At 44.7% G+C, this 20177-nt stretch carries 20 protein-coding genes; 2 read left to right on the top strand and 18 right to left on the bottom strand.

What is annotated here, in order from left to right; all coding sequences use genetic code 11:
* Positions 1 to 183: 183 nt before the first annotated feature.
* Positions 184 to 1677 (bottom strand): SMI1/KNR4 family protein, encoded by a 1494-nt coding sequence (locus tag MKY14_RS06915; RefSeq protein ID WP_339187147.1) that lies wholly within the window; start codon positions 1675 to 1677, stop codon positions 184 to 186.
* 346 nt (positions 1678 to 2023) lie between these two features.
* Between MKY14_RS06915 and MKY14_RS06910 the strand changes: the two genes are divergently transcribed.
* Positions 2024 to 2341, top strand: a complete 318-nt coding sequence (locus tag MKY14_RS06910; protein WP_340391774.1) for a hypothetical protein — start codon at positions 2024 to 2026, stop codon at positions 2339 to 2341.
* A gap of 20 nt (positions 2342 to 2361) precedes the next feature.
* Here MKY14_RS06910 and MKY14_RS06905 read toward each other — a convergent pair whose 3' ends face one another.
* The 3 genes from MKY14_RS06905 to MKY14_RS06895 form a co-directional block, all read right to left on the bottom strand.
* Entirely contained in the window at positions 2362 to 2532 is a 171-nt protein-coding gene (locus tag MKY14_RS06905; protein WP_217696906.1) for an alpha/beta fold hydrolase, read from the bottom strand.
* Between the two features lie 244 nt (positions 2533 to 2776).
* Positions 2777 to 3367: a YdeI/OmpD-associated family protein gene (locus MKY14_RS06900; protein ID WP_232061375.1), complete on the bottom strand. Its 591-nt coding sequence runs from the start codon at positions 3365 to 3367 to the stop codon at positions 2777 to 2779.
* Positions 3343 to 4284: an alpha/beta fold hydrolase gene (locus MKY14_RS06895; protein WP_076133036.1), complete on the bottom strand. Its 942-nt coding sequence runs from the start codon at positions 4282 to 4284 to the stop codon at positions 3343 to 3345. Before MKY14_RS06895 ends, MKY14_RS06900 begins: the two co-directional genes overlap by 25 nt.
* Before the next feature lie 99 nt (positions 4285 to 4383).
* Here MKY14_RS06895 and MKY14_RS06890 point away from each other — a divergent pair, with 99 nt between their 5' ends.
* Complete coding sequence (locus MKY14_RS06890; RefSeq protein WP_076126589.1) at positions 4384 to 5295, top strand: helix-turn-helix transcriptional regulator; 912 nt, start codon at positions 4384 to 4386, stop codon at positions 5293 to 5295.
* 547 nt (positions 5296 to 5842) lie between these two features.
* Here MKY14_RS06890 and MKY14_RS06885 read toward each other — a convergent pair.
* The 14 genes from MKY14_RS06885 to MKY14_RS06820 form a co-directional block, all read right to left on the bottom strand.
* On the bottom strand, positions 5843 to 6700 hold the full coding sequence (locus MKY14_RS06885) for an ABC transporter ATP-binding protein (protein ID WP_076126587.1): 858 nt from the start codon (positions 6698 to 6700) through the stop codon (positions 5843 to 5845).
* A gap of 9 nt (positions 6701 to 6709) precedes the next feature.
* Complete coding sequence (locus MKY14_RS06880) at positions 6710 to 7723, bottom strand: FecCD family ABC transporter permease (RefSeq protein WP_076279725.1); 1014 nt, start codon at positions 7721 to 7723, stop codon at positions 6710 to 6712.
* Complete coding sequence (locus MKY14_RS06875) at positions 7720 to 8745, bottom strand: FecCD family ABC transporter permease (protein WP_076279724.1); 1026 nt, start codon at positions 8743 to 8745, stop codon at positions 7720 to 7722. Before MKY14_RS06875 ends, MKY14_RS06880 begins: the two co-directional genes overlap by 4 nt.
* A 74-nt stretch (positions 8746 to 8819) precedes the next feature.
* Positions 8820 to 10790 carry an AraC family transcriptional regulator gene (locus MKY14_RS06870; protein ID WP_076279723.1) on the bottom strand — a complete coding sequence of 657 codons (1971 nt, stop codon included), beginning with the start codon at positions 10788 to 10790 and terminating at the stop codon, positions 8820 to 8822.
* 256 nt (positions 10791 to 11046) lie between these two features.
* The gene (locus MKY14_RS06865) at positions 11047 to 11322 is read right to left on the bottom strand and encodes a hypothetical protein (protein ID WP_076279722.1); all 276 of its coding nucleotides are present in this window, start codon (positions 11320 to 11322) and stop codon (positions 11047 to 11049) included.
* Between the two features lie 59 nt (positions 11323 to 11381).
* Entirely contained in the window at positions 11382 to 11933 is a 552-nt protein-coding gene (locus tag MKY14_RS06860; RefSeq protein ID WP_076217641.1) for an NADAR family protein, read from the bottom strand.
* A gap of 2 nt (positions 11934 to 11935) precedes the next feature.
* Positions 11936 to 12823, bottom strand: a complete 888-nt coding sequence (locus MKY14_RS06855) for an NUDIX domain-containing protein (protein WP_076277376.1) — start codon at positions 12821 to 12823, stop codon at positions 11936 to 11938.
* A 26-nt stretch (positions 12824 to 12849) separates the two neighbouring features.
* Positions 12850 to 13860, bottom strand: coding sequence for an AAA family ATPase (locus MKY14_RS06850; RefSeq protein WP_076279721.1), 1011 nt, complete (start codon positions 13858 to 13860; stop codon positions 12850 to 12852).
* The gene (gene pnuC / locus MKY14_RS06845; RefSeq protein ID WP_076184879.1) at positions 13857 to 14537 is read right to left on the bottom strand and encodes a nicotinamide riboside transporter PnuC; all 681 of its coding nucleotides are present in this window, start codon (positions 14535 to 14537) and stop codon (positions 13857 to 13859) included. Before pnuC ends, MKY14_RS06850 begins: the two co-directional genes overlap by 4 nt.
* A gap of 397 nt (positions 14538 to 14934) precedes the next feature.
* Positions 14935 to 15141 carry a hypothetical protein gene (locus MKY14_RS06840; RefSeq protein ID WP_254848967.1) on the bottom strand — a complete coding sequence of 69 codons (207 nt, stop codon included), beginning with the start codon at positions 15139 to 15141 and terminating at the stop codon, positions 14935 to 14937.
* A complete protein-coding gene (locus MKY14_RS06835) occupies positions 15141 to 16790 on the bottom strand; it encodes a DUF6138 family protein (protein ID WP_340976070.1) in 1650 nt (549 codons plus the stop codon). Before MKY14_RS06835 ends, MKY14_RS06840 begins: the two co-directional genes overlap by 1 nt.
* Positions 16791 to 16834: 44 nt before the next feature.
* Entirely contained in the window at positions 16835 to 17761 is a 927-nt protein-coding gene (locus MKY14_RS06830) for an ADP-ribosylglycohydrolase family protein (RefSeq protein WP_340976068.1), read from the bottom strand.
* 306 nt (positions 17762 to 18067) lie between these two features.
* Positions 18068 to 19009 carry an alpha/beta hydrolase gene (locus MKY14_RS06825; RefSeq protein WP_340976065.1) on the bottom strand — a complete coding sequence of 314 codons (942 nt, stop codon included), beginning with the start codon at positions 19007 to 19009 and terminating at the stop codon, positions 18068 to 18070.
* A 60-nt stretch (positions 19010 to 19069) separates the two neighbouring features.
* The gene (locus MKY14_RS06820; RefSeq protein WP_036677037.1) at positions 19070 to 20122 is read right to left on the bottom strand and encodes an LLM class flavin-dependent oxidoreductase; all 1053 of its coding nucleotides are present in this window, start codon (positions 20120 to 20122) and stop codon (positions 19070 to 19072) included.
* Positions 20123 to 20177: the final 55 nt, after the last annotated feature.

Here is a 20177-nt window from a genome sequence, read left to right as displayed (position 1 = left end):
TAGCGGAAAGGTCAATGGTTTAAATCTTATGTCTACAATTTTTCTGCTTCATCATTACTATTTTATTAGGTATCAGCGTTGGTCTAACGGCAAAAAGAAAGGAGACTAACCAAAATGGCTAGTCTCCTTTCTTTTATAAAAATTTCACCCTATTTTGATAAAGCTCAGTGTAGGCAAGCTTCATTAATCTTTCCATGTTACCTGCCATCCATATGACTGAAGTTTAAAGTATTTATTAAACTCCGCAACTACGGACTTCGCGTTCTCTTTCGATGTTGCATGAAATATAGTTATATCGACTATATTACAGTCTGAAATTTCCTCCAAACCTTTAAGTCTTGATGCATCTACTCCAATCTGCTTTAGACTCATACAATTTTTGAGTATTGTTAAATCTCCAACCGGATAAGTGAACTGCTTTAATTTCTTCAATTCTCCTATAACCTCTATATGTGATTCATCTATTGCACAGCTATCTGTCTCAAAAACCGTTAGATTTTTTAAAGCTTTTAAGAATGATAAATGTGGTATTGTCACTTGTTTGAGCTCTAGTTTTATTAACTTACTAAGGTTTGAAATATAAAGCAGGTCGCCAACCTCCATTTCTTCTAAACTTAGTTCCTTCAAATTTTTTATAGTTCCTATTAATCCCCTATCAATTGAGTTCATTCTACATAATCTCAAACTCTTTAATTTCTTTATATCTTTCAGTGTATGTATATCTTTTAATGGAAGTCCTATTAATGTTAGCTTCCTTAACCCATCTAAAGAAACCAAGTACTTCAAATCAGACTCTTTAAAAGCTTCTGATCCTATCACAAGTTCTGCTAAAGAAGCCAAGCGTTGAAGTACATCAAAATTAGTAATTTCATCCGCATGTATAATAAGTTCTTTAAGATTAACCATATGGGTTAAAATATCCAAAGATATTGCTCCGTATTTTTGAGCTTGATCCGCTCTAATAAATACCAGTCTCTTTTTTTTCAATGTTTTTGAAGATACAAAACCACTTTCAACATCGTCTTTAAAATACTCTTCCCAAAATCCGCTTACAGGGATAAGGCTGTTCTCTTCGATATTCAAATTAGTCAAAGCCAAAATATCATCTAACAAACTTCCACTTTCACGGGATAATATGATTACATCTTCTTCTTCACGAATACCAATACTACTATTTCTGAGACTCGAATCGATAAATTCAAAGAAATGTCCCAAACTTTCTGCAATAACATAGGAAAAATGAGAATTATGATCTATCGTGATAATTTGCCCATAAACGCCCTTTTCTCCGGGGTCTAAATCTATTGCCAAAAATGAGCCACCACCATCTTCAGCAAAAGGAATCCAGCCTTCTCTGTAGTTCCCGTCTTTTATTACATCTGATTTGCTGGATATAATATCGTAAGCTGATTCCAAAAGGGACTTCCAGTTACTTACTATCGATTCAATGTTCATCCAACCAAGACCAGCCATAACGCCAAAAATCTGCTCTCCTTCTCCATTAGAATTCATGTATAACTTTCTGAAATCTTCTGGAAATTTGCAGTTCATCTTGCTCTCGAAAAGATTTATTTCTGATTCCTCAACTGCTGGATTCAGTAATTCCTCTACATTTGGTATATGCGATTTTAATGTCTCGATAAGTAAACACTCTTCTTTTTTATTAGCTAATGACATATAGTGGCCCCCCTTCTACAGAGTCATAATAGTTTCAGTAAACATCCTTGGTTGATCATCTATCATTTTGTTATGATTCATCTTCAACAGTTCCATAAATAATTAATTCTATCTTACATATGGAGCATCTATTTCCCGATTTAGCAATATCGTATCATGAATTTGTAAATATTGTTGTATTAAGTCATATGAAAAAAACTAAGAGTCATCTTAGGGGTTAATTTTATCTCTATATAAACTTCATTCACAACTAATTTTCACCCTATTTAATGGTACGGTTCAGCGTAACATCTATAGAACGCAGACACCTACACAAACACCTGCACCATTGTCTCCACAAGCCGCGTTGGGTACGATTAATGCTTACTACGTTCAGCAAGCTGGCGATGCGCCTGACCACTCAATATTTGACACTACTGGAGTAACAGATGTTACTCCGTCGAACTTAACCTATGTTGATTATGCATTGAGCGTGGACGAGACATCTCCATGGACAGTACTTGAAATTCAAGAGATTGTTAATGAAGTTCATTCAGGACTCGTATTGACAGCGATCGGCACGGGGCTTTCCCATGCCGTTTTGAATTCCATTTTTATTCCCGTTCTTACCTTTGAGCTTAACTTAATGACCTTGCCTGTTTGGGTGTCCTTATTGTTTTTCTAAGTTTTGCTTGCTAAGCGACTCTATTCAGCATCATTCTGCTCTTCCAGCCATCTCAAAATCGCTTGGTTTGTTTCTTCCGGCTTTTCTTGCTGGATCCAATGACCGCAATCCAGATTGACCACTTCTGCATTAGGCACGAACTTTGTCAGGTTTTCAGACCTCTGGACCGTATCCCGGTCACCATAGATCATGAGGGTCGGCTGTACCATGAAAATGAAGGGGGTTGCGATTTTGGATGAGCTGTTTCATCCCTTCTTCATTTAGCGATTTGATTTATGCCTCGCATTTAAAACGTTCTGACTTTTGATGAGAATTAAACCCTAATTGATTGAGAAATACAGTAGCTCCTCTCTCCTATAGATCAGGGAAACAATAGACCCAGATTTATGCAGTACCAAAAATCCTTTTAACCATTCTTTTGTTATTTATATTTCCTTATTCTGTAATATATTTTTTGCAATGTTGAAATTTTAGCCCTTCTTCAGATGAAGCGATCAATATTCCAAGCCTTCTTAATCGTGTTTCTTCTTTCTTGGCGCTCATTACCCACCAGATTGAATCTCTTTTATAGGATGGTGATAAATTAGTGAAGAATAGCCAGGCTGTTTGATTTGCCTTGATTTGTTCTTCATATTCTTTAGCAAGTTCCACGTTTCTTTGTTCAGAGGAATAGCCTTGTGCATCGGTTCTGTTGTTAAAGACGTGCATTCCTTCAGGTCTCATCTTTCCAAACTGTATTAGTGCTTTTACCTTCTTTACGTTCACAGCACTCCATACACTATTTACTTTGCGCGGAGTAAAGCGAATCTTATAGCTTTGTTTATCAATGGTTTTTCGTATACCGTCAATCCACCCAAAACAAAGAGCGGCATCTACTGATGCAGACCAAGTAAGGCTTGCACGACCTGTACTTATCCCAAAATAGCCCACCCAAATTTCACTAGCTTCAGCATGATGTTCTTCTAACCAATCGTTAAACTCTTCTTGGTTGTTGAAAAAAACTACATCTCCCATTGTTCCAGCCATTTTAAAATCGCTTGGTTTGTTTCTTCCGGCTTTTCTTCCTGGATCCAATGACCGCAATCCAGATTGACCACTTCCACATTGGGCACGAACTTTGTCAGGTTTTCAGACTTCGCAACCACATCCCGGTCGCCGTAGATCATGAGGGTCGGCTGCTGGATGATTGGGTTCACTTTCGCCAATAAGCGCCAGTTGCGGTCAAGGTTCCTGTACCAATTTATGCTACCCGTGAACCCTGATGTTTCAAATGCGGAGACGTAAACGGCCAGCTCGCTTTCGCTCAATACGGGCTCACCGAGCGGTGTTTCTGCTCTGGCGAGATTGATCAACGCCATACCTGGCTCAGGTGCTCTGAGAGGCTCGTTCTTCCGGTACAGGTTGCGAAGGAACCTGTATGTATTGTCTTCGAATACGGCGTCCGCGACGCCTGGCTGTCGATTGAAGTGGACGAAATAGAAATCGCCGCCAAGTATTTCTTCCATGAACTCAATCCAGGGTTTTTCTCCGCGCTCTTGGTAAGGCAAGCTCAGATTTATCACTTTATTGACGCGGTTTGGATGCAACAAGGTCAGTCCCCAAACGACGAATGCACCCCAGTCATGACCGACAAAGGTAGCGTCCTCGTATCCATAGTGATCGAGAAGCGCGATGAGATCACCCGACAAGTGTTCAATGTCATAGTCTGTTACTTCGGTCGGACGGGATGAGTTGCCGTAACCCCGCTGGTTGGGGACGATGACATGGTAGCCCGCTGCGGCAAGTGCGTCCATCTGATGGCGCCAAGAAAAGGCATGCTCTGGCCAGCCGTGGCAGAGTACAATAGGTTTTCCTGCGTTTTCTCGGCCTGCTTCAAACACTTCGAGTTCCACACCGTTGGCTGAAATAAGGGTGGGCTTGGGAAAATCGGTTGGATTAAACATTGAATTAAAACCTCCTTCTTGTGATACTTGTAGTATAATGAATAAAAGGTGACATCTAGGTGTCACCTTTCTGAAATCATGTAAAAAAAGAGGGCAATTATGGACAAAGTGGAGAGACTCATTTCGATTATCATGATATTGCTGAAAAAAGAGGTTGTTTCTACAACGGAATTCTCACAACTATTCAATGTCTCCAAAAGAACGATCCTTCGCGATATGGAAACATTGAGCTTATCGAACATCCCGATCTACTCTGTCAATGGGGTCAAAGGGGGCTACGGCATAATGGATGAATACAAGGTTGATAAACGCCTTTTAAGCAGCTCCGATTTACAGAATATATTAACTGCGCTCGGCGGATTGGAACAAATCCTCCGTACTGAAGAAGTTGAAAGAACGATAAAAAAAATAGAGGCAATGGTTAGTCCATTGTCTCTAAATCGTTCCATTCAACTGTCGTTTTATGATTGGGAAGGTCGGTCCGAGATTCTTGAAACCTTAAAGACATATCAAGAATCCATTTCAAAAAAGAGGCTGGTTTCGTTTGATTATACAGATAAGGACGGGGCTGTAACGAATAGAATGGTCGAGCCCTATGAGCTGCATTTTAGCGAATCGAGTTGGTACTTGAAAGGATTCTGTTTACATCGACAGGGATATCGAACTTTCAAGTTATCTCGGATCGATCATATTACTATGGATGAACGCGCGTTTCATCCTAGAGACGATTGGTCAGAGCAAGTACACGAAGCAAATTATCTACCTGAATTCGTCACGATTAAGGCCTGGATATCGCCTAGCATAAAAGATCAAATCATCGAAAGGTATGGTCGAAGAAGTATTGAAGACCATAATTCTGGATTTTTATTAGCAACCATTTATGTCCCACAAAATCGTATGGGATTTCAACTTTTAGCAAGCTTCGGCACTCATCTAAAAGTTGTAGAGCCCAAAACCTATGTTGAAGACTTTCGAAATTATTTATATCAAATGATGGAGAACTATTCCTGATATATTTAGCATTAAAAGCTTCAACCTTCAACTCAACTTTTCGCCCTATTTATGGTACGGTTCAGCCCGATTTGTCTTCACCGTGGGATACATCTGTTCCAAGATTTCAGCCACGTTTAGATTCTATTGTGATTGTGCGCCTGAGTCTGAACCAGCTAATCTTCTCAACTGCTGTGTTGCGGTCCCCATCTGCAGTTTCCGGGCAATCTGCTTGTTGCGCTTTCCTCTGATACCTTCAATAGTCCTCCTTGCTTCATTTAGAGTTATATATACTGGTTCTCTCAAATTAATCACATAATCTAGTGCTCCGAATAATAAAAAAAGCCCGCAAGCTAGTTACCTGCGGCTGTGAATTTAGGATATGTTGTTATTTATTATTATCTCTCCCCTCTGCAACAAGCCTTAGCCCACTTTCATGGAGTTAGTTGCTTGTGGAAGCTACAACAAAGGTTATACGCGTTGAATCGTGGCTATCATGACACCGGCAAATCCAATGCCTAACTGCACCAGTATTTCCGTGCGCCTAGGAGGACACGCTATGCGATTTTCAAGTGGCAATCGCCTCCTTCTGTTCCTTAGCTTTTGGGAATCCTTGATCCACACCTTGTTCTCTACGATTATCACGCAAGAGCTCGTACGTCACATACACCGGTCGCCCTGTTCGTGGTTCCAGCATAATCTCGGCATCAATGGCAAATACCTCACGCAGCGTCCGTACCGTCATTACACGCTCTGGCGAACCATGCTCCACCACCTGACCCTCACGAATCGCCACCATATAGTCGGAGAAGCGTGCTGCCAGATTCAGGTCATGCAGCACCATCACAATCGTCACCTGTTGACTGCGATTTAGTTCATAGAGCAGTTCCAGCACTTCAAGCTGATGCGCCAGGTCCAGATAGGTGGTGGGTTCATCCAGCAGGATCAGATCGGTTTGCTGGGCGAGCGCCATCGCAATCCATACGCGCTGACGCTGACCGCCAGATAGCGTATCGACCTCACGATGCTCAAACGCTGTAAGCTGTGTAACCGATAGGGCCCAGGCTACTACTTGCTTATCCTCTTTGGAGAGCTTGCCGAAGCCCCGTTGATGTGGAAAACGCCCATAGGCGACTAATTGACCGACCGTCAAACCGCTTGGGGCGGTCGGCGTCTGCGGCAGAATCGCCATCTGCTTGGCCACTTCCTTGGTGGACAGCGTGCGGATATCGGCGCCATTCAGATAAACCGTACCATTATTCGTCTTGAGCAGCCGACCAACTGCCTTTAGTACGGTTGATTTGCCGCATCCATTGGGACCGATAATCGAGGTAATCTGTCCACGCGGAATCTGCAAGTCCAGTTCTTGTACGATAAGCGTGTCATTATAGGCAATATCGATTTGTTGCGCTGTAATACTTTCCATGACGTCCTCCTAATTGGCCTTCGATAGTAAATAAAGAAAGTACGGAACACTGATGACCGTAATGACGATTCCCGTCGGCACATCTCCCCCCAAGCTAACCGTGCGCGTAATCGTGTCAGCCAGCACCACGACTAATCCTCCGGTCAGGCTGGCAGCCGGAACGAGCAATTTATGATCGGGCCCGACCAGTTTTCTTGCCACATGCGGAGCGATCAAGCCAACGAAAAAGAAGCTTCCGCCCACGGCCACACTGCCAGAGGATAAAGCAACCGCAGCGATCGACAACCCCAAAAACTGCCGCTTCACGGCAAGACCCAGCCCTTCTGCCGTCTGATTGCCCAGATGGAGGGTGTTGAGTATGCGAGACTTGTAGAAAATATAGCCGAGTAAAATCAAGACCCATGGTGCCAGTACGGAAATATAACGCCAATCAGCGCCCCATAAGCTTCCCGCCAGCCAATGCAGCATGAAATCCATCTGTGAATCATTCAGCTTGAGAGTCAGGAAGGTGGTCAGCGCTTCATACCCGCTTCCGAGTGCGACCCCGGTTAAGATCAAACCGATTGGCGAAATATCTCGCCCACGGCGATACGATAATAAGAAGATCAATCCCGCCGCCAATAATCCGCCAACAAAGGCCAGTAGTGGTAGGGCAATAAAGGAGCCCTTTCCTGTCGATGCGATGAATACGACGAAGAACAGGACAAACAAACCCGATCCCGAACTAATCCCCAGCGTCCCTGGACTAGCCATGTCATTACGCAGCAAACTCTGCATCACGACCCCAGCCGCTCCCATTCCCAGACCTACCAAGATCGACAGTGTGATTCGTGGCAGGCGAAAATCGAACACGATCAGATTTTGCTTATCTGTACCGTTTCCGAGGAGAACATTCAGCACTTCTAGCGGTGAAAGATTCATTTTGCCAGAATTCATGCTAATGACAGCAAAAATAAGGATGAGCACCATAAGCACTATATTGACGATAATGCCCCTTTGCACCGTATAACGCTGCTTGATCATTCAGATTCCCTCCTTTGCTTGCGAGCCAGGAAGAGAAAGTACGGCACACCAATGATAGAAAATATAATACCAATCGGTGTTTCGAACGGCTTATTGATCAAGCGGCCAGCCAGATCGGCCGACACGGTCAGCAACGCACCATATAGTGCAACTGCCGGAATAATGTAACGATAGTCGACACCGACCATGTATCGCACAATATGTGGGGTAATCAGACCAACAAACCCGATCGGACCAACTAAGACAACAGCCAATCCAGTCAGCACAAGCACGATAATCGTCGATAAACCTTTGACCAGTCCGCTACGAATACCGAGTCCACTTGCCACATCATCCCCCAAACTGAGCAGTGTAACAGAAGGAGATAGTGCCAGCGCCAGCAGTACACCACCAATAAATAGCGGTGAGATAATCAGCAATTCCCCCCACTTGACCCCCGCTGTACTGCCTGCCGTCCAGAATGCCAATGCTCGACCCAGATTATAATTGATCGCTAAATACTGACTGAGTGCGCCAAATAGCATGGAGATGGACAGTCCTGCCAGTACCAGCCGCTGAGGCGTCATCCCGCGCTTGCCCAGTGACGCGATGAAGGAAGTGATTCCGGTCGCGAGTGCTGCTCCCAAACAAGCAAACAGCATCATATGCCCATACGAATAACCCGGTAGAAAGGCCAGGCAAAGAGCAATCGCGAATGCTGCCCCAGAGCTGATCCCCATCAGCCCGGAGTCAGCCAGCGGATTTCGCGTCGTTCCCTGCATAATAGCCCCACATACCGCAAGGCTGCATCCGACGATCAGATCGGCTACGGTACGCGGAAGACGTAGGGTTTGTATAATTTGATGCTCAGTGAGCGTTGGATCAAATCGGAAAATAGCCTCCCATGCAGTCGCTAACCTCATGTCGGCGGCGCCGAAGCTAATCGACGCCGCCGACATGAGAACCGTTAATCCAAGCCCTACCACCATGTACATGGTGAAATTCACCGCCCCACGGCGGTTTTGTTCAGGCTTGTTTTTCATTACGCTTTCCTTTCCTTATCTACTGATAGTCATATTTACAAATTGGAGTACTTCTTTTTACCTCGTCAAAATCCTTATCTAGCCATAGCCAGCAATTGATTTACAATATGATCAATCAATGCACTGGAAGTCATTATATCCGTGGACCAAGATAGCGATGTACCCACCGATATGATCCGATTATGTTGCACAGCAGGTAGCGATTTCCAGACAGCATTATCAGTAGGGACTTCCGTATCTCCTATAGCGATTAGATAATCCCCTATGTAAGCAGCCAAGACCTCCATAGAGATATCTCCCCAATATTTATCTGTGTCAATAATATCAGTTTGAACTTTTGAAGGTGCCTTCATTTTAAGTCCATTATAAACAAGCTCGCCAACCGCATGCTTGGCTCCAGCGATGTAGTTACTTTTATCACTGAATTCCCCCATAGTAATCGTCACGTCTGAAAGACCTGCATTCTGAAGGGCTAGCTTCGCTTCTTCGATTTTTCCGGCATAAGCACTCAGAACAGCCTTAGCCTCTTCCTGCTTGTTCAAAACATCACCAATAAAATGTATCCGCTCTTCTGTAGTCATATCACCATAAGGGACATAAATTGTCGGGGCAATTTTGGATAAATCTTCATAATTTTCATCGCCCCATGCTAAAATAATCAGATCAGGCTCAAGAGTCATGACATCTTCCGGCTCCATAGCTATTTTAATAGAGTCTGTAATCTGGTTAGCAAAAACAGCCTCTTTCCCGTCCCTTGCCGCTCTCGCCACCCCTAAAGGAGTTACACCTAGGGCCACTACATCACCAACCAAATAATCGACTACAACACGCTGAGGGTTGTTCGGTACCTTAACGTCGCCCTTTACTGTGGATATCGTTCTCGTCTGCGAGACTGCTTCTGAAGCATTCGTCTCCGATACTTCCGGTTGTGTCGTCTGTTGTGTCTGCGCAGGGTTTGAATTCACCGTTCCCCCGTTATTCGATGGCGTTCCCGACGCACATGCCGACAATAACAGCATCAAGCTCATCGTCGCCGCCAAGATCATTTCTTTACTTCTTACTTTTCCAAACATGGTTGATTCCCCTTCTCTATAAGACTGGACTAGACCCGCTAGTTCCCTCTCATAGTAAAGAAAATGAGAATCATTATCAATACCATCAACCTGCATAGATAGTGCGTTTATTTTCCGATAATCACTTGGTGTCATCTTGTAATACTTCTTAAACATCCGAAACAGATTTTTCTCATCTGCAAAACCAGATCCTGTTGCGATCTCTTTAATGGTTGCTTCTGTATGTTTCAAGTCATGGCAGGCAGCTTCAATCCTTCTCTGAATGAGGTACTCCTGTAAGCTCATGCCTTCCTTTTTTTTGAACAGCCGCGTCAATTGCCCGCCACTGATCCCAAACATATCAGCAATTTCTTGGAACATAATCGGCTGCATGTAATGTTTATCGAGATATATCTTGGCAGAACAGGCTGGATCTGGCTGGAGATACCGAATTTCACCACTCTCAAAATCTCTGTACACCCCATGTATCAATTGATATAGAAAACTTTTGGCCTGCAGCTGATCCATCGCTTTGCCGCGGTTCCAGCCAGTCATCATCTGTTGAAACCAATCGAGTAACAAGATAGGATTGCTTGGTGTATAACCATACTGTTGAACAAATGGATTTACTTCCTCCAGTAATTGCTGCAGGTGCCTCTTGAAAAAAAGAGGTAATTCTGCTTTATAAAACACCATAAAGGTCTTCACATTCTCCCCTTTAGGCGAAATACTGAGCAGGCTCCCCTTCCCTCCGTGAACTAAACCAAAGCGCTCCATTCCAAATGTGGTTTCATTCAGTTGAATTTGTGCTTCTCCTCCACATGCATAGATAAACATGCTACTAGGCATTTTATACTGCTCCAACGGGTATTGGGACGCTACATTCTGAAAACGCACATCTATTAATGTAATGATCGAACGTGTCCAAATGTGGGCCATCGTATCGATCATCTCTGGTGTAAATACCTGGCTTGCTGCTGCTTCGTCTTGCATCTATCTGCGCTCCCTCATCTCACCTTTTGCAATTTATATATCACCTATCAATTGATATTGATTATCAATATCATAATTCATGAGGTAAGTATATCATCATTAAGTGACATTGGGGACAAGTTCTTGCCCTGAGCAAAAGACAAGCACTTGTACCGATAAAAAAAACCGCGCACAGCGCGGCATCCAGTGAGACTATGTTCTTGTCCTCTGAGCGAAGAATCGTTTCTATAATGTCAGTAGAAGATATTATTTACAGCTAAATATTCCGAAGCAGTGAAAGATTAAGTTCCGCTCTCCCTAAGTAGCCGCTGCAGATAACGGGGCGGTTAATGATTTCATACATTTTTTTAAGATCCGAAATGTACTCTTTGCTCCAAGTTTCAAAAGAATCGAATTCCGCCTTAGAAATTTGATGGTACTCCGGGGAGTCGGTTACCCCCGTAAGGACCTCATATGCATAAATATTATCGCCAAACTTTCCTACTGATTGGTATCTTCCTGTTTTCAGGCAGATATAATCGGTATATTTCACGGTCATCCCTCATCCTGTCATTGATTTCCTCAAGTCCATTAATTTAATATTGTATAAACCTAACTCCGTAGCAACTCGTCCCGCGCTTCCGTCAGTGCGAACCCCAGCAGATTTCTGCCCCGCCATTTCATGGGATTCTCAGCATCCGGATTGGACTGGCCCATGCCGATCCCCCAAATACGGTCCCGCGGGCTAGCCTCGACGAGGATGCGGTTCTTCGTCGAGTTAAGATAATCGTTAAGCTTCGGATTCTGCGAAAATTTGGCCAAGCTGGCTCTTTTGACGATGCTGTAACATTCCTTATCCCAAATATCTTTGTCAAAGTTTTGGACCGCACGTCCAAAAGCCTTCATCTCCTTTGGATGCTTAGCTTTAAGGATGGACTCCAGCATTTCGTCATCGCCGAACAACCTTGCCTTCTCGGCCATCATAAACTGCTCGGCGCATGAGTACTGCGTTCCCTCTAACGTGAACGGGCACAGCCACCATTGGCTGAAGCAGCTTTTATCAACGCTCCCGTCCTTAGGCGGTGTATGTCCCCAAAAAAACACGAATTTGAACTTTTTTCCTTCGTTATATGCTTTTCTTAACTCATCGATATTGTAAATCATCGTTAACCCTCCAAATTTCTCCGATATAAGCGGGATGGTCTATGCCCCGCATTTTCGGTATAATGATCGGTCTCCACTACAAGATCGGCTACTTTACGCCGGAAGGCCGCCTTCAACAGCTCTTTATCCATAATTACCTCATAAACCTGCTGCAGTTCCGTCAAGGTAAAAAGCTTCGGCATCAAGTGCAGTGCAATATCGGTGTAATTCACTTTTCCCCGTAACCGATCAATAGCGCATGCTATGATCTTCGCATGGTCGAAGGCCAATCCGTCATTCGATACGATCTCATAATCCGTGCCAGTCGATGTAGTCTTCGCTGTCATAGTCCTCGCCACGACCGCCGAAAGTTCTTCTTCTTCACTGCTTAGTTTGAGTTCGTACTCCAGCGTCTTGATGTATCCGTCCACAATCAGTTCTTTTTGCTCCCGCAGCGGCCGATAGGATACCTTGAACCAGGCGGCGTCTGCTGCATCATCTCCTGCCTTAAGCTCCAACTTGTCGCTATTGATCAAAGCCATATAGCTGCAGCTTATTACCCAGGTTCGTGGGTCGCGCCCGATATCACTGAACGTATACAACTGCTCCAGATAAACGTCTTCTACGCCGGTTTCCTCGCATAGTTCCCTTACTGCTGCCTGCTCAGTCGTCTCATTCGGTCGGACAAAACCGCCAGGCAGCGCCCATTTGCCCAGGAAGGGGTGAGCCCCCCGGCGAATTAGTAGGACGCGTAGCTCTTTTTCCGGTAGTTTGCGATAACTGTCAGCCTCGTCTTCCGTCACAGTGAAGATAACCATATCCGTTGTCACTGAAGGACGCTCGTAATCGCCTGCCTTGTATTGCTTCAAAAATTCAGATTCCGTAAGTCCATCCTTATCCAACAAATCCAAGTGGGTATGCCTCCTTTATATTTGATTTAACCGTTCAGCTCTCCGAAATAGTTCCCGTAGGGCTCGAACTTTGCCAACACTTCATCTACCTTGCGTATACGTTCCTCCAGGCTCCCCCGCAGCGTAATATAGGGGATCCGCCGCTTCTTCAAATCCGCGATAATCTGTTTATGAAAGACATGCCGCTTCTGATCCCCGCTGCGGTCCCACGTATCGTCGTAAGGAATATCGTCAGCGCATAAGAAGAACAGATCATAACGTTGCGCGTTCTCCAGAGCGATCCGGGTTAACAGCTCGGGGGCTCGGCCGTGGTAATCTAGGGCGAACATATACGTCGTGATCGCATTGGTATCGACGAACAGAACCCGGTTCGCCGCAAGCATTGCCTGTTCTTCGCGCTCGATATGACCCACCGCGATTTCATCGAACGCTTCCAAGCCGATTCGGCGGTCCACCTGATGTTCGGTCCAATAATCGCGTCCGTATTCGCTTGCGAACGTTGTGCAATATCGCTGTGCCAGTGCTTCGGTGATCGTCGACTTACCCGTTGACATCGCTCCAACAAATACCAATTTCGTGATCAAATCCCGGTACACGATATCACTTACGAACTCCCTGTACTGATATGGATTGGAACGGACCATCGTCGCTGAGATCGGGACCCGCTCTCGGGCTTCATCCACCCGCCGGTCTATTGCACCCAAAGCGAGACTCATATGTTTGCCGTAGAATTCGCTCGAGTAAAAATGCGTTACTTGCTCTCCGTTCAGCAAACCGAGTATATACTGTTCTTCCCGAACCTCATGCTCCCTGTCATCCGAATATCCATCCGGACCATCCCAAGCTTCGATTACCCGGACTTCCGGATAGAGCCTGCGAATCCAATTTGCCCGGACATGAAGCGGGATCGGAGTGACTGTCGTTTCGTAAATGACTAGGATCAATTCATCGACCTCTTGTAGCGCCGTTTCAATCATGAACTGATGGCCTTTATGCAGCGGGGCAAACTTCCCCAGTGTTAGTCCAAGCGTGTTCATGCCGCCACCTCCTTCGCCCCTTTATTCCAAATATAGTACCCGTAAACTGCGTTGACCAGATACGCGCTCCACATCACGATCATCAGTAGGCCTTCCCCGCTGCCCTCCAGCATGCGAATCGCCCACAGCAGCACCGTAAAGAGATTTAGCACGATATAGACCAGCCATTGTTCCTTGAATCTTCTAACCATTAAGAAGGTCGCCACAACAGATAGCACCGTTGTAGTGGCATCAATGTAAGGCGAATTCTGTCCCGGAATGAACGAAAGCCCAAATCCGAGCAGCAAACAGCCGATTACACAGACCATCCCAACGAGGAGCAGTCTTCTAAGATCCATCTGCCGCATGGTCAGTCTACCGTCTTTTTGGCGATTATTTTTCCACATGTAGAAGCCAATGACATTCATTGGAACAAAGAATAGCAGATTCAGCATAACCTCTCCAAACAAACCGTTAATATAGGCCAAATAAGCATAACCGATGGTATTGTACATGCCGAAAACATAGCTCATCAGGTTGCCCTTCGCTGCAAGCACCACGCATAACACCCCAGTAATAAATACCGTGAATCCGAATAAAGAGTCCTTTGTAATCACTGTAAACCCGACAGCGATTGAGGTAAATAGCATCAACCACGTAATTTCGAACAGAGTCCAGTTAGCCGCCACCTTTTTCATCTTGCATCCCTCCGCTTTTTCCACTCATTCATAGAGCGAAAAAAAATAGTTGTACTTAGTATCATTTTGTTAATAACATATTGTTACTATCAAAAATAACAGAAAATTCTGCGAAGGGCAAGCAAATTCTTCCTATTTCCACAGGCAGTTACTTATTTAAGGCTTCTCAACAGAACTAACTTTAAATTTGTAAAAATAAAAAGAAACCCCTATTAAAAGGGATTTCCTCTAATCTTGTTATACTAACGTACCAATAGGTGGACTGTTTTTTAAGGTTTACTATTCCGTCTTTCTACTCAAATAAATAATCACCCTCTTTTTCTAAGAGAACAGGTAAATATTGAGCTACCATTTCAGTAAACACGAAATCATCCCCACAATTAAATTGTGCACTTCATTACATAAACCCGTCTTCGGGTTCACCAACATCAAATCCTAATACTTTTGTCGCTTCCAATTTAAATCTCTCTATCCAAGAACTCCAATCACTATTACTCATCTGTGCGTAAAATGATAAACCACTTGGCTCCACTGAAGCCACAATAAAAACATCATCATCTTCCTGCCCGAACCAATAGGGAATTCCATTTTTATAAATCGTCATCAACTTATAAGAGTCAGTAGCTCCGATAGAATAACTCTAAGCTCAAGTTCCGTCTGCTCTGACTTCACGGATTTTTCCAGTTTTGCACGGCTTCCGAATATCCGGTATAGAACCTGCTCTTGTTCATATATTTCTTTAGGTGACAGCTCTTGTAGCAGCGCTTCTGCTAGCTCGACCCGATCGATCACGAAGTTTTTGACAGATCTTGCTTCCTCATTTCCTGCTAGCAGGATGTCTACTAGGACTGGCATAAGCTCAGCCTCCACGCCGTGCGCATCAATAAAGGTCTCCGCATAACTATCCTGTATCATTTGGTGCTCCGAATCTACCATCTCCATATAACGAGAGACGAGTGAGAAATATTCCTTGCTATATAATCCTAATCCGAGTACAGCATAGGTACCAGGCATGACCGACTTTTCACCCGGTTCCGTGTCCTTGTACCACGCATAGGGCTCCATAGCGATATCCGCATACGCAGCCAGCTTAGGAAAAAGAGACGGATAGGCTAGTGCACCAGCAAAAAACTGATGAAGACCTGATTTAGCCATTTTTTTTAGAGGAAGATAGTTCCTTTGTTTGCTTTTCAGCTTCAGGTGATATTCCTTCGGGAATCCCTGCTGCAGCAATTGGGTAATGTGATCCAATGCTTCTCCATAAGCTGCTTCCTCCTCGTTCAAAATCCGGACTTCAATGCTCTGTGTTACATCATTATTATCAACTTCAACACGGGTCCCTTTATATACTGGAGTGAATTTCCCGCTTCCCCCCAGGATATACTCCGCTGCGTGTTTTGAACCAAGCTGGACAGCTAGTTTCAAATATTGTTCCCGGATGTCCGGTTTCGTTTTTCCAATTTGCAGAGCGGCATATACAAAAAAGGAAAGTTGATCTGCATTCGGATCCATAAGCGCCATATCCTCTTTAGGTATCCAATCCATTCTAAAGCTGCCTGTACGCACAAAATAGCGTGGAAGAAAAATATTTTGAATCCAATTATCCATAGCCAAAGTATACTGGCCAGTCCATTCGTCTAAGCGTCGCCTATTACTTCTGAGCTTGTCGGATAAATGCTCAATTAATGGGCCAACCGCATTTTCTTCTTGCTTCATAAGATCAGGGTTCATCAAGTGATGAGAAAAGAAAAACTGGTCATCAACACTCGGCAATACGGGAAGATCAGACATGATTTTGGATGTTATAAACTTCTGTAATGATTTGCGGAGTTCGTTCAGCTTCTCTTCGTTAACCAGATGCACGCAAAGTGTTAAGTCTTCGTCCTCCATTTCAAAGGAAAGTACGATCTGGAATCGGTAATCAAAAAAACGAGGACCTAACTTCTCTGATAAAAAAAGCTCCTCCACTTTCTTGCATAATGCCGGGTAAAGTTCAGATCTAATTAATTCATCCGTGAGTTCGGCGATATAAGGACCTGCTTCGATTTCATAAGAGCTGTCCGTCCAATCGAACGGTTCTTCAACATCAATATGTATTTTTCCGTCACGCCAAGCTACCTGAAGATAATCCTTTATCCCTGCCTGGAGCGGACGATTTTCTATGAATTCATTTATTCTTATAGTCTCTTTGTTGTATATGGTTATCATCTCGCTCCACACATCGTCTAAAAACCTCTGTACTGCTGCGTTCATTCCCATTCCTCCTCATAGTTAGTGCTAATAGAACCTAGTACTCCTCATGCAGATTGAAGACGGAGCAGCAGTTGATCAACCAGATCTGTCTCTCGCAGCTGGTTGATCCAGCGCTGAGGGATATGCTCATACCCATATCGGATTCCGGCAAGACCACCTGTGATACAGGCTGTTGTATCCGTGTCGTTGCCTAAGGCAACTGCTCGTTTGACGGCATCTTCGTAGGAAGTGCAGGTTTGGAGGATCATACACGCACTGAACAAGGAATCCACAACATAACCAGATCCTTCGCCATAGAATACTTTATCTGGATGAATGTTCTCTTCGAGCTCCCGTTCATGCTCAGGCATCTGCTGGTAGATCGTTCGAAGCTTGCTAAGAGCAGTTCGGTAGCACAGATTGAAGTCTTGCTCTTGCAACAGTTCACGTGCAATTAACACATAGAAGGCACAACATACCTGATTACAGATATGTGCATGAGTTACAAGGCATTGAGTATGTGCATCCTGAACGAGTTGTTTATCTGTTCCTTTGTGCCACAAGGCAAGTGGTAGCACGCGCATTAGCGCCCCATTCCCTTTCCCATCAGGAACTGTATTGCCACTCTCGTAAGGGGACATTCCATGGTAATAAGTGGTCAGCGTACGACTGGTTTGTATCCCAACATCAAAAACTATTTGGGCTACTGCCCATCTACCTTCATGATACCAGTCGACCAATTTGTCTGCAAAATCAGTTAGCTCCAGCGTACCTTTATCAATCAGACTCTCCAGCAGACATAGTGCCTGCGCACCATCATCCGACCAGGTGCCGGCAGGAACATCTCGGTAGGTGGGCTGAAAGCCCACAGGAGGAGTAAACTCAATCTGCTCCAGAGGTGGGAGCTGCTCCGCTGATCTGAATTCATAGGGGACACCAAGAGCATCTCCAATCAATAAGCCGTAAAGCCCACCCTTAATCTTATCCCACATGTTGTATTCTCCTTATCACTAGATATAATTTGGATCAAGCTGTCTACAAATATATAAGCCTACCCTATCAATATTTAAACTGTTTTGTATCATGTAAATAAAAATTGAAGAAATAAGCTTCCAATGAACAATACGATAGTAATCTAAGCCTTTTTTGAAATCAATAATATATAACAAAAGATGAGGCTGTTTTTAAAATCAACAACCTCATCTTTTTTATGAATCTTTCCCGAATAATTACGTGTCTCTACTTAAATAACCATTCAACTTTTTCTGCGTATTCGCAGTTTATTTTAGTCCCTATAATTAGCTAGGATGAAGTGCCCGGGCCATCGCATCCATATAGCCCTGAATAGCGCGCTGACTCACTTCTGTTTCTGGAGCGAAAATTTCGAAAAGGTGAAAACAACCGGGATACAGGTGGAATTCAACATCTACACCTGCTTGTGCAAGTCGTGCCACATACTCCATTGTCTCGTCTCGGAATAGATCGAGCTGACCTATACAAGTATAGGCTGGCGGCAAACCTGCCAAGTTCTCCGCTCTCGAGGGTACTGCATAAGTAGATTCTCCTCTGACATCGCTCTCCTCGCCCAGGTACATGTTCCAAGCTGCTATGTTGTCTGTTCGTTTCCAGATTGCGCCTGCTTCCGTAATCTCATGACTGGACGATGTGATGTTACGGTTGTCAAGCATCGGGTATAATGGCATTTGGAAAATAAGAGACGGTCCTCCTTTATCACGCGCCATCAGCGCGAGTGCTGCTGTCAGTCCGCCGCCACCGCTAGCACCGGCAATTGCAACCCGATCCACATCAATGCCAAGCAAGGCTGCCTCCTCCGTCATCCATACCAATCCAGCATAACAATCTTCGATCGCCGCCGGATAAGGGTGCTCGGGAGCAAGCCTATAATCAACCGATACGACTATACATTCAGCTGTCTGAACAAAGCGTTCGCATAATTCGTCGTCCATATCCGGATGTCCTAACACGTATCCGCCCCCGTGAATCCATAGCATGGCAGGTAACAAGTCATTCGTTCGCCCGGCAGGCTCATAAATTTTCACCAGCATCTCGCCTCCATCCCTCGGGATTTTGCGCCTGGTTGTGTTTACATGCTCTGATCCTTCCACGGATGCAGCTGACACTAAGCTCCTGCTCCACTCTAAATTCTTCTCCAATTCAAACCCAGGAAATTGTGAATAAACCTCTCTTAATTCTGGTAGTATACGTGGTTCAACACTCATAATAATCCCTCCAAATAAAATAATGAATTCGTTCGTTTACGTCTTATTCATAGATAATCCTTATCCCATTTGAGCTTCCCACTTGGCAATTTCCTCTCGTACTCGCGGCGCAACCTCTGTACCGAGCAGTTCTATAGCCCGCATAACCAACTCATGCGGCATCGTACTTAAGGGAACATACATCATGAATCGTGTAATCCCTACATGCTTACGCAGATGGATTATTTTTTGGGCGACTGTTTCCGGATCCCCTACATACAACGCACCATCAAAGCGTCGGGCAGCATCATAGCTGGAACGATCGTAGTACGCCCACCCCCGTTCTTTGCCGAGCTTATTCATACCGTACTGGGTAGACGGAAAAAAGAGTTCTGCTGCCTGTTCCGTATCTTCTGCAACAAATCCGATGGAATGTGAACCTACCTGAAGCCGTGATACATCATGTCCGGCATGAGCTGCCGCCTTTTTATACAGTTGTACAAGCGGTGCAAAATTGGTTGGGTTTCCACCGATAATCGCCAGGACTAATGGCAGACCCAGAAGTCCTGCACGCACGGCAGACTCCTGGGTACCGCCACTACCAATCCATACGGGTAAAGAGTGCTGAACAGGGCGCGGGTACACACCCAGATTATTTATCGCTGATCGATGTCCTCCACTCCATGTAACTTTCTCAGATTCCCGTATTTTCAGAAGCAGCTCGATGTTTTCATTAAATAAATCCTCATAGTCATGCAAGTCATACCCAAAAAGCGGAAAGGATTCAACAAAGGAACCCCGGCCCGCTATAATCTCGGCACGTCCATTGGATAAGCCGTCAAGCGTGGCAAAATCCTGAAACACACGGACAGGATCAGCTGATGAAAGGACCGTCACAGCACTCGTCAATCGAATCCGCTTTGTTAGGGGGGCTGCAGCAGACAACACCACTGCGGGTGATGAAGCTGCATAATCTTCACGATGATGCTCACCTATGCCAAACACATCAAGTCCTACCTGATCCGCAAGGACGATTTCTTCGACGACTTCTCGTAATCGCTGTGCGTGACTCATCACAACTCCGGTCTCAGTATCAGGCTTTGTTTCTATGAACGAAGTAACACCTATTTCCATAGTTAATCTCTCCTTATATTTTCTCTAGCAATTCGCCCGACATCATCGGTGCAAC

The sequence above is a fragment of the Paenibacillus sp. FSL R5-0887 genome (assembly GCF_038002305.1).
Lineage (GTDB): Bacteria > Bacillota > Bacilli > Paenibacillales > Paenibacillaceae > Paenibacillus_AQ > Paenibacillus_AQ odorifer.
The sequence above is the reverse complement of the archived record's forward strand: the minus strand, read 5'-3'. Positions and strand labels throughout refer to the sequence as shown.